The organism is Bradyrhizobium sp. UFLA05-109 (genome assembly GCF_054185165.1).
In genome coordinates, this window is record NZ_JBBIAR010000062.1 from 27,868 (window position 1) to 41,477 (window position 13,610).

Here is a 13,610-nt window from a genome sequence, read left to right on the forward strand (position 1 = left end):
CGATCGTCCATTTTGCCGACTTGATGCGCGCGCGAATTGAGCGCAGTTTGCGTTCGTGATTTGTCGTGAAGGGCTTTAAGGGGCTTTGGGATTCATGGTGATCGCATCGAAGGCGACAATCGCCGTTTGCTCATTCCTGCTGGTTGCGGCCGGGGGTACAGCGATCGCTGTCGGCACCGGTGGGCTGTGGCAGGCTTTGCGTGGCCAGCCCGAGGCCAAGGTCGCCGACGGCAATGCCGAATCCAAGCCGGAGGCCCGGACGGCACGCGCGGCGCCGCCCACATTCCTGCCGCCGAGTGCGCCGTCCGTCGCACCGTCAGCGTCGCCCAGCAATGACGTCGCCAATGCGCTCGGCAAAGCCGAGACCGCGCTTGCCGATCTGCCGACGCCAACCGCTCCGCCGCCCACTGCCAGCGAGGAGACCGGACCGCGCTTCGATGTCGCTCGCGTCGATGACGACGGCGAGGCGGTGATCGCCGGTCGCGCCGCGCCGGGCGCCCGCGTCGAGCTGCTGCGCGATGGTGAGAGCCATGCATCCGCAGTCGCCGATGCGTCCGGCCTGTTCGTGATGACCCCGCCCAAGCTGCCGCCGGGCAGCTACAAGCTCAGCCTGCAATCGACGGCGCCGGACGGCAGCGTGACGAAATCGAGAACCGACGTTCCCGTGACGCTGAACGCGATGGCGCAGCCACCGCGCGCCGCACAAGCGCGTACCGATGTCGCCAAGGTTGCAAAGGATACGCCCGCTGCCAAGGAAGTGTCTGCGAAGGAAGACAGTCCGGCGGCATCGCAGGCTGCATCGCCAAGCACCGCACAATCGGTTCTGGCACTCGCCGCCGCATCGCCCGTCGAGAAGGGCCCGTTGCGCTCCAGGGTGGAGGCGACGGGGGCGATTGCCAACAGCCGCATCGTCATCCGAGGCGACAGCCTCTGGCAGATCAGCCGCCGCGCCTATGGCGACGGCCTCAACTACGCCCTGATCTACAACGCGAACCGCGACAAGATCCACAACCCGGACCGGATCTATCCCGGCCAGACATTCGTCTTGCCGCGCAAGGCAAGGTGAGGGGTTCTCGCTCCGTAAATTGTAGGGTGGGTTACTGAGCGCGGGAACTTTCTGTTCCACTGCGCGTCATTCTCGTTGTGACGAGATGCGGCTCGACCCGGAGACTTGGTGCTGAGGAGTGAGCCAGGGTGACCATCATGTCGAAATCCCGCTTTGGATTTGCGGCCGCCGGGATCGCGCTGGTCGTTCTCGCGCTGCTGCCTGACGTGGCCGAGGCCGGCTTCGGGCTGCGAGTCGGCGGCCCGCTTGGCGTGGCACGCTTTGCGATGGCGCGTATGCTCGGGGTTGCCGGCATCCGCCACATGCGTTTGGCGGCGCGGCGCGGCCATGCCCGGATGGCGGCGCTGCATCCGCAGGATCTTCGCTCTGCCGCGGACGCCGTCCGCCCGACCGTTCGGGCCCAGCTCACGGCCGTTGCGGCGCTGGCCGGCTGGCGCGGCGGGCGCGCCGAGCAGGGCTGGTGGCAGCACGCCGACGGGACCTATGGCTGGGTCGGCCCCCTGTTCTGGCCGTTCGCCGATGACGACATCACCGATTTCACGATGCGCGGCGACGGCACCGCGCTGTGGGCTTATGGCTATGGCGATATCTATGCCGCGATCTTCGCGCCCTATGCCCCGACCGAGCTCGCCGCCTACACGGCGACCGGCCGTCGTCACCGCAGGGTCCCCGAGCTCCAGCAGCTCTGCGACACCGGCGATGCCGTGGGCCTTCCGATCGATGCCATCCTGCGCACGGTGCAGCCGAACGAGGTCCAGCGCGCCGGCCTCGACGAGCTCGCAAGTGCGTGGGGCTCGGCTGGTGCGACGATCCGCTCATCCTGCCCGACCGATGCGGCCGCCAATGCGATCGATCGCTTCGCGCTGATGCAGCGCCGCCTCGAGGCGATGATCAACGCGGTGGATGCGGCCGCACCATCGCTCGCAAAATTCTACGGCCTGCTCGACGACGAGCAGAAGTCGCGCCTCAACGCGCTCGGCAAGGACAGTCGCGCGAATGCTGCCGAGACCAAGCGCAAGGAGATGCAGGCCGCGGCGTGCAAAGCGCCCGCTGAGCTCCCGAGCGACGAGCAGGCCCAGCGTCAGTACGAGCAGCTCGTAAAGCAGCAGTGGCCGGCCGACGAGATCGGTGCTGCCCTTCGCCTCGACGATACCAAGCGCGCTGCGCTGGAGGTGCTGCAAGACACCACCATGCGCACCATGGAGGCCTTGTCCCCCTGTCCGCCGCAGAACCTGCACACCCCTCAAGCTCGCCTCAAGGCGGTGAAGGCGCGGCTCGATGCCGTGCTCGAGACGGTGAAGACCGTAGGCGACGCGCTCGACGATTTCGAGTGGGGGCTCTCCGACGAGCAGAAGACGCAGTTCGAGGCGATGGGGCTGAAGCGGGGCGTGTGAGCAGCGGAGAGGTGCGGGCTGTCGCCACATGGACACTCTTCTCCCTCCGCCTTGCGGCAGGGCTATCGCATTTGATGTGAGAGCTCGAGGCGTTGAAGCTTCCAGATCGTCGTGACCGGGCTTGTCCCGGCCATCCACGCCTTGCCCCGGCACCAAGAACGTGGATGCCCGGGACAAGCCCGGGCATGACGACCTCTGGTGAATGCCCATATGCGATGGCCCTGCCCGCAAGGGGGGAGGGAATGCAGCGGAGGCGACGTTGTCGAGCCTGCGCGCTACCCGCACGCCCAGTCGAACTTCATGTCCTTGAAATCGAGCTGCGCGTTGCCACCGCCGAAATTGTAGCCGCCGAACTCTTCCTCGAACTCGATGTAGAACGGGCTCATCTCCGGCACCCACTGGTTGGGTCGCATGGTCCCGCCAAGATGATTGTTGCCGTGGTTCTTGGCCCAGTCGTGCTCGCGCCAATTCTCCAGCCTGCTCGCATCGCCGACATAGTAGTAATAGGGCTGGTAGCCGGTGGGTTCGCCTCGCCAGAGATGTTCGTCTCGGGGCGCCTTGCCGGCGTTGGGGTCGCGCTCGCGCGGTTGCAGCGCGATCGCTCGGTTCTCGGCGAGATTGGCGCGCGGCGGGCCGGCGAACATCTTCTTCGCGTAGGGGGCGGCGTCTTCGTGAAAGGCGCTGGCCCCGCCGACGTCGAGCCAGCGCGGCCGCTCTAAGGTCGCGAGCGCAAGCGGTGCCGGCGGGATCGCGAAGGCGCCGACATATTCGCGCGCCGTCAGCAGAAGCGCGGCATATTCGTAATCGAGAATGTCCGTCATGCGGGCGAGGCGCGGGTGTGAGGGGTGTGCTAGCACCGCCTCGCGGATTTCAGGATCGTCCGGCGCGCCGCCGCCATTGTGGTCAAGGGCGGGCGCGAAGAACGACAGCGCGACGATGTCATCGCCATGCACGCGATAGTCGTCCGGCAGCTTCAAGGTGAAGCCGTGCATCAGCGGATAACCGGAAACCGGATCGAGCGGCCACTGCTCGCTGGCGATACCCGGCGGCAGGCCGAATACCCAGCCATTGTCGCTTTGCCGATCGGCGGCGCGATCCAGCATCTGCAAATCATAGGCGCGCGAAGGCGGGGCAAGCGTCACGATCGATCTCTTCATGCGAACGCCTCGCGATCGAGGCGATCGTTAGTCGTGGGCAGGAGCGGTGAGGTTCGTGGGACGGGGGAGGGAGTTTTGCCGGAGGAGCGCGCCGCGTTCTCAACTGTCATCGCCCGGCTTGATCGGGCGATCCAGTATTCCAGAGACGGTGGTGATCAATCGAGCAGCCGCGGCGTACTGGATGCCCCGGTCAAGCCGGGGCATGACAGTGAGTGTTTGGCACGCATCGTCGCTCACATCCTCCGCCGCGCCGCCGACGCATCCACGACATTGTCGACTTCGTCGCGCCAGCTCAGGATCTCCATCGCGAGCACGGGGTGATTGAAGCCCTTGAGCTGGAGATCATCGAGCGGGCGGGCTTCGACCCAGGGCTCGACGATGCCGTAGACGCGCCGCGCGACCACGACCTGTCCGGCCTTGGCCTCGTCGCACAGGCGCGAGGCGAGATTGGTGACGCTGCCGATCGCGGCGTATTCCAGTCGCTGCTCGAAGCCGATCTGGCCGAGCGTGGCATAGCCGAGCGCGACGCCGACGCCGAAGCCGAGCGAATGGCCGCGGTTCTTCCATTTCTCGGTCAGCTTGCCGATCGCATCGCGCATCTCGACGGCCATCTTCACCGCGCGCTTGGTGTGGTCGGCAAATTGAATCGGTGCGTTGAACAGGATCATCACGCCGTCGCCGGCGAAGCGGTCGAGCGTGCCCTCGTAGCGGTGGATCAAATCGCCGAGCGCTGCGTGGTATTCGCGCAGCACGTTCATTGCCTCTTCCGGCTCGGTCGCTTCGGTGAATGAGGTGAAGCCGCGCAAATCGCAGAACACGACGGTGACCTCGCGGCGATGGCTGTCGAGCAGCGCATCATGGCCGTCGGAAGAAGCGATGAGCTGTGCGACCTGCGGGGCGAGGAAGCGTTCGAGCCGCTTGATGCGGCCGATCTCGCCAAGCTGCTTTTCGACGCGCTCTTCCAGCGAGCGGTTCCAGTTGCGGAGCTGCTCGGTCTGCTCCTGCAATTTTGTCGCCTGCTGCTGCACCGTCTCATGGGCGGCCGCAAGCTCGCGGCCTTTGTGGTCGACCTCGGTGAAGAGCCGCGCATTGCGCATCGCGAGCACCGCCTGGTGCGCGAAGGTGCGCATCAATCCGGTGAGGCTGCTTAGGAACTCGCCAGCCGCGCGGCGCAGCACCACCAGCGAGCCGAGCGTGCCCTGCTGGTCGACCAGCGGCACCACGAGCACGGAGTGGAAGCCGGCATTGACCGCGACGTCGCGCAAAGGCTGCTCGGGGGCCTCATCGAGATCGGGAAGCGCGATCGGCTCTCCGCTCCTTGCGGCGTCGCTGAGCAGGCTCGCGCCCTCGTCGATGGTGACGTGCGCGCCGTCGGTCGACTTGTCGATGCCGTTGGCCTCGACCAGGTTGAACTGGTGCTTCTCGGCATCGTAACCGTAGATCAAGACCGCGTCGGCCTGGGTGATCTCGATCGCGCGTGCGGCAATCGTCGGCAAGACCGCATCGAGATCGAGCGAGGAGGCGACGGCGCGGCCGACTTGCTCGAGAACCTTGAGCTCGTTGATGGACTGCGCGAGGTCGCGCGTGCGTTCCTCGACCTTGGTTTCGAGAACCGAATAGGTCTCCTGGATCTGGCCGGCCATGCGGTTGAACTGGCCGGCGAGCTCCTCCAGCTCATCGGAGGTCTTCACGTCGATGCGGTGGCTGAAATCGCCCTCGCCGAGCCGGTTTGCACCGGCACGCAGCGCGGTGATCGGGATGAGCATGCGCCGCGCCAGCAGCGTGCCGGCGAGGATCGCAACCAGCAGGCCCATGCCGATCAGAAGCGCGACCCGCACCAGCTGGTCGCGGATCGGCGTCAGCGCCTGCGCAGTCGGCTGCTCGAACAGCACCGTCCAGTCGAGCTTTGGCACCTCGCTTGTAGCCGTCAGCACCGCGTGGCCGTTGAAGTCGGCTCCGGAGGACGCGCCGTCGCGGTCGGAGGCAATCGCGGCTGCGACTTGCGGCAGTTTCGAAAGGTCGGCGGCGACGTCCGGCCCCTTTGACGATGCCGCCAGCACTCTGCCGTGCGGATCAACCACATAGGCAAACGCAACCTTGCCGACCTGGGTGTCGGACAGCAACTCGGCGAGGAAGCCGAGGTCGACCTCGGCCAGCGTGACGCCGGGCTTGAAGCCGGAATGCGCGACCGAGATCGTCATGAACGGCTCCTGGTCGATGAAATGAGCCGGCGCGTAACTGGTGCCGCGAGCGACGGCGTCGGTGAAGCGCATGTCGCGCGCGTAGTCCGTGCTGCTGCCGCTGGAGACCGCGGCGCGCGACACGCGTTGCACCACCTGGCCCTCGCCGTCGAGCTGGGTGAGCCGGCTCACGGCCGGGACCTGGTTCAGGAGCTGGACATAGTCGGCGCGGCGCTTCTCGATGGTGTCCTGCGAGGCGCGCGTTACCCAGCTGATCTGGCGCTCGAGATCGGACATCGATTGCTCGATGCGCTTGGAGACGGCCTGCGCTTTCTCCTCGAGGCCGTCGGTCAGACTTGTCCTGGTGGCGCGATAAGAGATCCAGGTCTCCATCGCGCCGTTGACCGCGAGCACGAACACGACGAGGCCGACGAGCGAGACGACGTATTTGGCGAACAGGCCCTCGCGGAAAAACCAGGTCTTGTCTTTCGCTCCCGCCATCCAGATCCTCACGCGCCACGGCCGATGCTGGGGCTGTGGGCCGTTTTAGCACAGTTCAGCCGCCATGGCGGTAAGCTCGGCCGGCGTGGTTACCCATTGTGGGCTAGGAGAGCCTTCCGCAGGCGTCGAATCGTCGCAGTAAGCAGGGCTTTGCGCTGGCGCGCCGCCCGGAAAAATCACCGGTTAAAGAGCTGGCGCAGCACGTCATTCATCGGCTGGCTGTCCTGCTGTTCGGCGGGCGGGTTGGCGGGCGGGTTGTCCTGGACCGGCGGCGCCGGTGAGGCTTGCGGCGCCGGTTGCGCCGGCGTTCCGGGTAGGCCGCGGCTGCGGCCGGTGCTGGTCCCGGGGGCACCGCCGGACAGGCCCTGCTGGATCAGATTGCCGATCGCCTCGCCTAGCGCGCCGCCGAGCGGATTGTTTTGCGGCGGCTGTCCTTGCGGATTGGCATTGCCCGCATTGTTTCCGCCTGGGGCAGCGCCGCCGAGACCGAAGCTGCCCAGGATGTTGCCCAGGCCGGCGCCATCGGGACCGAACAGGCCCTTGCCCATCTCGCGCAGCTTTGCATAGGCAGCCTCCGGATTGTCGAGCATGCCCGCCATGTCCGGATAGATTTTTGGCTGCGACCAGGAGCCCTCGATCATCACGGGAATGCCGAAGCCGATGGGATCGGAGGTGCGGCCCTGGCCCTCGGTGGTCATCACCAGTTTCGGCTCGACGCGAAAACCCATCATCTTGGTGTCGAGCGCGATCGTGCCGGCGCCGGTCACACGCACCAGTGGGCCGATCAGGTTGAGATCGGTCGTCACCGCCTGGCCCTTGTCGATGCTGAAGGAGGCTGAGAGCTGCGTCAGATCCGTGCTCTGCTCCTGGCTGTCCTGCCAGCCGGACAGGGTGGACGTGGTCAGCGAGCGGATCATCTGCGCGACATTGATGCCGCGGATGGCGCCGTCCTGGAAATTGGCGAACGCCGTGCCCTGCATGTTCGCCATCAACGCACGCTGGCTGACGCCTGCAGAGCGCACCGCGATCTTTGCCTGCAGCTTGCCGTCGAGCCGGTCGAAATCGGCGAGCCCCTTGAGCAGCGGCAATGCGCGCACGCCGACGAGGTCGGAATGCATGGCAAAGCTCGGCGCGCCGCCGGTCGCATCCAAGATCACCTCGCCGGAGACCTGGCCGCCATAGGCGCCGAGATTGGTCGTACCGGCCTTCAGCACGCCGCCGGCGAGCTTTGCATCGAGCGCAAGAGGTCCAAAACGCGCTTCGCCGATATTGGCCTCGGTCGCCGAGACCCGCATCTGCGCGTCGACATAGTTGAGTGCGGAGATGCTGATCGGCGCATCGCTCCAGGGCTGGCCGGCGGCACCGTCGGCCGATTTCGACAGGGGAATGTCGAGCCGCTGGAAGTCGAGATCGAGCTTGAGCAGCGGCTTGCTGGCGATGTCGACCGAGGCCCAGCCGTTGAACGCGCCTTCGCCAAGCGCGCCGTTGATGCCATTGACCATCACGACCGAGCCGTTGAGCCGAGCCTCGGCGTGGCCGCTGAGCTGCGACTGCAACAGGCTCGGTGCGTCGATGGCGAAGTCGAGCGGGATCGTCTGCCGCTCGACCGGCGCCGCAGGCATCACGGCCTTGATGTCGAACTTGATGCCGTGATCGCCAGCCCGCGCCGTGCCCTTGAGACTGACCTTGCGCTCGGCATTCATGGTCGCATCCGCGTTGATCGCGCTGAGCCGGCTCTCGACACGGTCGCGGGCGACCGAGAACGCCACTTCGCCGTCGGCGACCTTGAGGCGGTCGATGCTGACGTCACCGGCGGCCAGCGGCACCGCCGGCTTCGATGCAGCGGCCGCGTTCGGCCTGCGCTCGCGCAGCAGCGGCTGGTAGAGTACGGGATGGGTGACGACGAGATCGCCGATCTTCGGATGTCCCGACCACACGCTCGCCAGCGACATGTCGGCCTGAACGTTGTCGATGGTGAGGCGATTGATGCCGGTGTGGTCCTTCGGATCCTGGAGCGTGAGGTCGCTCAGCGTCACATTCAGCGTCGGCCATACGCTGACCTTCGTGGTGCCCGCGATCGTCAGGCGGTAGCCGGTCGCGCTTTCTACCCGCGAGGTGATTGCCGAGGTCAGGAATCCGGAGGGGACCCCGATCACCAGCAGAAGCGCGATGACGATGATGACGGCGGCGACCGCAGCGCCGGCGAATTTCACTGCTCTCATGTCGACTTTCCAAACGGAGCGGTATCGAACCCGGCCGGCCCGATCACCCGTCCGTTGCCCGTCAGTCTATCCCGGGAGGGGAAACCGCTCCAAGCTGCCAAAAATAAACAGGAGGTGCTGCAAAGTTATGTGACTTATGACACACTTCTCTCCGCGGGTTTTCCGCGAGTCTGATGTTGATGGTTCCGGGGGAATTGCCAAGGGGATTACCAAGGGATTGCAAAGGAAATTGCCATGAGCAAACAGGCCGAATTTGCGGTCATTCTGAAAATGAATCCGATGTTCGCCGACCTCGGTGCGGACGAACTGCAGCGCTTGTCCAATCTCTGCCATACCCAGCATCTGGCGAATGGCGAAGTGCTGTTCCAGAAAGGGGACCCCGGCGATGGGCTGTTTGGCGTCCGCCGCGGCCAGGTCCGGATCGAGACCGGCGCCCCTGATGGCAGCAGGCTGACGCTGAATTTCATGGGACCGGGAGACCTGTTCGGCGAGGTCGCCGTGCTCGACGGCCAGGACCGCACCGCGGATGCGACCGCGGGCGAGGCCAGCGAGCTGTTCGTGCTGCGGCGCGAGGATTTCCTCGCCTTCCTGGAGCGCGAGCCGAAGGTCGCGATCAAGATCATCACGCTCTTGTGTCAGCGCATCCGCTGGCAGAGCGAGCGCATGGAAGAGTCCATGCTCCAGCCCCTGCCGGTGCGGCTTGCCCGCAGGCTGTGCGCGCTCGCCGCCGATTTCGGCTCGGAGGTGCATATCTCGCAGGAGCAGCTCGGCGTCTTCGTCGGCGCCGCCCGCGAAAGCGTCAATCGTCAGCTCCAGGCCTGGCGCAAGGAGGCGATCCTCGACCTGCAGCGTGGTCGGATCCTGCTCAAGAACATGGCCAAGCTGACGTCGATCGCGCGGAATGAATAGGGGTAGGTAACGCCTACTCCGCCGCCGGATGCACGATGCTCTTCGGCACCGGTGTTGCTTGAGCAGGTGTAGCCGCGACCGTCGGCGCAGCATGGTGCTCGTCGGCGTCCGTATCTGCGCTGTGAACGATCAGCCGCTTGCCGAAGCGCCAGCTCAGCGCGCCGATGTCGTCCATCACCATGAACATCGCGGGCACGAACACCAGCGACAGCACGGTGGAGAAGATCAGGCCGCCGATCACCGCGAGCGCCATCGGCGAGCGGAACTCGCCGCCGGCGCCGACCGCGAGCGCGCTCGGCATCATGCCGGCGACCATCGCGATCGTGGTCATCACGATGGGGCGGGCGCGCTTCATGCCGGCGTCGATCATGGCTTCGTCGCGCGGCTTGCCTGCGCGGATCGCTTCGATCGCAAATTCGACCAGCATGATCGCGTTCTTGGTCACGATGCCCATCAGCATCAAAATGCCGATCCATACCGGCGTAGTGAGTTGCTTGCCGGTCACGAGCAGCGCGGCGATCGCACCGCCGATCGAGAGCGGCAGTGAGAACAGGATGGTGATCGGCTGCAGGAAGGTGCCGAATAGCAGCACCAGCACGGCATAGACCATCATCAGGCCGGCGGTGATCGCGGTGGCGAAACCATCCGACAGCTCGTTCAGGCTTTCGGCGTCGCCGGACGGGCTGACCCTCACGCCCTTCGGCAGGCTCTTCATCACCGGCAGCTCGTAGATCTTCCGCGTGGCATCGCCGAGCGCGGCGTGGCCGACGAGGTCGGCGGCGACGGTCGCCTGACGTTCACGGTCGTAGCGGTTGATGGTGGTCGGGCCCTGGTCGAGCTTGACGTCGGCGATGACCGAGAGCGGTACGCCGCCCTTCTCGCCGCGCTCGCCGAGCGGCACCCGCAACTGTTCGAGCGTTTTCAAATTGCCGCGCGCGGCATCTTCGAGCTGAACGCGGACCGGCACCAGCCGGTCGCCGACGTCGAACTTCGCGAGCGCAGGTCCCACGTCGCCGATGGTCGCGACGCGGATGGTCTGCGACAGGATTTCGGTCGAGACACCGAGCCGTGCCGCAAGCTCGGCGCGGGGCTCGATGCGCAGCTCGGGCCGCTCCAGTGCGGTTTCCGAGATCACGTCGGAGATGGTCGGGATCCGCTTCATCTGCGTCGCAAGCTCGCTCGCAACGTTGTTGACGATGTTGGCGTCGACACCTGTGACGACCAGCGAGATCGCGCGCAGGCCGTTCTCGTCGAGGAACCAGAAGCGGATGTCGGGGATGCTCTCGAGCTCCTGGCTGATCGAGGATTCGAGCTCGCGCTGGGTGATCTTGCGCTCGTTCTTCGGCGTATAGTTGATGATCAGGGAGGCGCGCCGGACTTCCTGCGTGCCCGGCGGGACGCGGCCGCCGTCGACGAATATGCTCTTCACCTCGGGCCGCTGGCGCAGCCGCGCGACGATGTTCTCGGTGACCTTCTCGGTATAGGAGAGCTGGGTGCCCGGCGGCAGCTCGATCGCGAGCAGCGATCGCGCACTGTCCTGCGCCGGCAGGAAGCCCTGCGGCAACAGCGTGATGCTCCAGATCGACGCGGCGAAGATGCCGAAGCCGATCAGCACGGTGATGAAATAGTGCTTCACCGACCACGCCACGATCTTGTGGTAGGTGCGCAGCACGCGGCCTGGCGGCGGTTCCTCGTGATTGTGATGCTTGAGGAAATAGGCCGCCAGCATCGGCGTGACGAAGCGCGCGGCGAGCAGCGAGAAGAACACTTGCACCGAGACGGTGATGCCGAACTGCTTGAAGAACTGCCCGGCGATGCCGGACATGAAGCTTGCGGGTGCAAAGATCGCGATGATCGTCAGCGAGATCGCGATGACCGCGAGCCCGATCTCGTCGGCTGCTTCCAGCGCGGCACGATAGGGCGATTTGCCCATGTTCATGTGCCGCACGATGTTCTCGATCTCGACGATGGCGTCGTCGACCAGAATTCCGGTCGACAGCGTGATGGCGAGGAAGCTGACGAGATTGAGCGAGAAGCCGAGAAGATCCATCGCCCAGAATGCCGGGAAGATCGACAGCGGCAGCGAGATCGCGGCGATGATGGTGGCGCGCAGGTCGCGCAGGAACAGCAGCACGATGATGACGGCAAGGATCGCGCCCTCGAACAGGGTCGAGATCGCGGCCTCGTAATTGCCCTTGGTGTATTCGACCGAGGTGTCGATCAGCTTCAGGTCGACGTCGGGATAGGCGATCTTGAGCGCATCGATGCGCTTCTGCACGGCGGCGGCGACCACCACGTCGCTGGCGCCCTTCGAACGCTTGATGCCGAGGGCGACGACCGGCTCGCCGTTGAAGCGGGCGAAGGTGCGGCGGTCGGCGATGGTGTCGGTGACTGTGCCGAGATCGTCGAGCCGGACCTCGCCGCCGCCGAACAGCGGGATCATGGTGCCGGCCAGGTCGCTCAGCGTCTTGGCGCCGGCCAGCGTCCGGATCGCCTGATCGTTCTTGCCGATCTCGGCGCGGCCGCCGGCGACGTCGACATTGGTGCCGCGCAGGCTCTGGCTGACATTGACGGCCGTCAGCCCCATGGCCTGCAGCCGGTCCGGATCGAGCGAGACCAGGATCTCGCGCTCGACACCGCCGATGCGCTCGACCTGGGCGACACCGCGCACGCCCTGCAGCGCGCGCTTGACCACGTCGTCGACGAAATAGGAGAGCTGTTCCGGCGTCTTGCCGGGCGAGATCGCGGCATAGGTGACGATCGGCAGGCCGATGACGTCGACGCGCTGGATCAATGGCTCGGTGACGTTCTGCGGCAGGTTGGAGCGCACCCGCGTCACCGCGTCCTTGACGTCGTTCAGCGCGCGGTCGGTGTTGGTTTCCAGGGCGAACTGGATCGTCGTCACCGACAGGCCGTCGGTGATCTGCGAAGTGATGTGCCGCACGCCTTCGACGCCGGAGACCGCGTCTTCAACCGTCTTGGTGACCTGGGATTCAAGCTCGGCGGGAGCTGCGCCGAATTGCGACACCGCCACCGAGATCACGGGGATGTCGGCTGAAGGCAATCGCGTCACCGCGAGCTTGGTGAAGGACACCCAGCCGAGGATCAGGAGAATGATGGAAAAGACGACCGACGGCAGCGGATTGCGGATCGACCATGCCGAGATATTGAGAGCCATCAGCGTACTCGCGATCGATCGAGTTCATCGGCGAAGACGGTCTTGATCTGGTCGCCGTCATGGAGCGAAGAGCCGGCGTCGGCCACGACGATCTCGCCGACGTCGAGACCTTCCAGGATTTCCATTGCGGTATCAGAGGTCAGCCCGACCCGCACCCGTCGCGTCTCGACCGTGTTTCCTTTGACCACCTGGACGGTGAGATGGTCAATGGCGGTCTTGGGAACCGCAACGCCGCAGCTCCGCTTGGCGTCGATGGAGGCGCGGGCAAACATGCCGACCTTCAGTGACGGATTGTTGGCAACGCTGATCCGGACGCGGCCGAGCTGCGTGGCGCGGTCGATCTCGGGCGAGACCAGTCGGACCCGGCCGATCAGATCGGGGGCGTCGTCCCGGCTGATCCGAACCGTCGCGCCGGGATTGAGTTTTGGCATGTGCACGGCCGGCACCTGCGCATCGAGCTCGATCTCGCCGCCGACGGCGATGCGGAACATCGGACCCGCCTGCGGCGAGGCCGGGGCGCCCACGACGGTGCGGACTTCGGTGACGAGGCCTGCGGCGGGTGCCTTGAGCGAGATCGGTCCCTGCGGTCCCGGTCGCGCCGGCTGTCCCGGCATCTGCGGAGGCGGGCTCAGCCGCGCCAGTTCCTGGTTCTCGGTGACGGTGGCGCCTTCGGCGACGAAGAGGTCGGTGACGCGCGATCCTTCCTGGTCGGCAGTCACCACGGCCTCGCGGCGCGGCACGAAGAAACCGGTCACGCGCACCAGATCGGAGAAGCAGGCATTGGTCGATTTGGTCACGACCACGACGGCTTCGCCCGGCGTCTCCTTCACTTCCGGGCGATGGCGGTGCTCGAACCAGTAATAGCCGGCGCCGAGCACGACGATGAACGCCGCGGTTCCCGCAGGCTTGAGGTATTCGGTGATGTTCATCGCCGGATCATCCTGGCCTGGCTCGCTGTCGCCCGCTCGCGGCCCGCCACTGAAAGAGTTTCCCCGAAACGAAG

Annotated in this window: 8 protein-coding genes; 3 read left to right on the forward strand and 5 right to left on the reverse strand. The window is 65.9% G+C overall.

From position 1 onward, the window contains the following. Nucleotides 1-94: 94 nt before the first annotated feature. Both Q3C01_RS34240 and Q3C01_RS34245 read left to right on the forward strand, forming a co-directional pair. The gene (locus tag Q3C01_RS34240) at nucleotides 95-1,066 is read left to right on the forward strand and encodes a LysM peptidoglycan-binding domain-containing protein (RefSeq protein WP_458149680.1); all 972 of its coding nucleotides are present in this window, start codon (nucleotides 95-97) and stop codon (nucleotides 1,064-1,066) included. Nucleotides 1,067-1,203: 137 nt separating this feature from the next. Then, complete coding sequence (locus Q3C01_RS34245; RefSeq protein WP_458149681.1) at nucleotides 1,204-2,460, forward strand: Spy/CpxP family protein refolding chaperone; 1,257 nt, start codon at nucleotides 1,204-1,206, stop codon at nucleotides 2,458-2,460. Nucleotides 2,461-2,735: 275 nt separating this feature from the next. On the opposite strand, the gene Q3C01_RS34250 is transcribed toward Q3C01_RS34245, so the two are convergent. The 3 genes from Q3C01_RS34250 to Q3C01_RS34260 form a co-directional block, all read right to left on the reverse strand. Beyond that, on the reverse strand, nucleotides 2,736-3,617 hold the full coding sequence (locus Q3C01_RS34250; RefSeq protein WP_458149682.1) for a hypothetical protein: 882 nt from the start codon (nucleotides 3,615-3,617) through the stop codon (nucleotides 2,736-2,738). 233 nt (nucleotides 3,618-3,850) lie between these two features. Next, nucleotides 3,851-6,298, reverse strand: a complete 2,448-nt coding sequence (locus tag Q3C01_RS34255) for an adenylate/guanylate cyclase domain-containing protein (RefSeq protein ID WP_458149683.1) — start codon at nucleotides 6,296-6,298, stop codon at nucleotides 3,851-3,853. Between the two features lie 176 nt (nucleotides 6,299-6,474). Then, nucleotides 6,475-8,520, reverse strand: a complete 2,046-nt coding sequence (locus tag Q3C01_RS34260; RefSeq protein ID WP_458149684.1) for an AsmA family protein — start codon at nucleotides 8,518-8,520, stop codon at nucleotides 6,475-6,477. A 234-nt stretch (nucleotides 8,521-8,754) separates the two neighbouring features. Between Q3C01_RS34260 and Q3C01_RS34265 the strand changes: the two genes are divergently transcribed. Then, complete coding sequence (locus Q3C01_RS34265) at nucleotides 8,755-9,429, forward strand: Crp/Fnr family transcriptional regulator (RefSeq protein WP_458149685.1); 675 nt, start codon at nucleotides 8,755-8,757, stop codon at nucleotides 9,427-9,429. Between the two features lie 13 nt (nucleotides 9,430-9,442). On the opposite strand, the gene Q3C01_RS34270 is transcribed toward Q3C01_RS34265, so the two are convergent. Together Q3C01_RS34270 and Q3C01_RS34275 are read right to left on the reverse strand one after the other, a co-directional pair. After that, nucleotides 9,443-12,607 (reverse strand): efflux RND transporter permease subunit, encoded by a 3,165-nt coding sequence (locus Q3C01_RS34270; RefSeq protein WP_458149686.1) that lies wholly within the window; start codon nucleotides 12,605-12,607, stop codon nucleotides 9,443-9,445. After that, entirely contained in the window at nucleotides 12,607-13,536 is a 930-nt protein-coding gene (locus Q3C01_RS34275; protein ID WP_458149687.1) for an efflux RND transporter periplasmic adaptor subunit, read from the reverse strand. Before Q3C01_RS34275 ends, Q3C01_RS34270 begins: the two co-directional genes overlap by 1 nt. Nucleotides 13,537-13,610 lie beyond the last annotated feature (74 nt).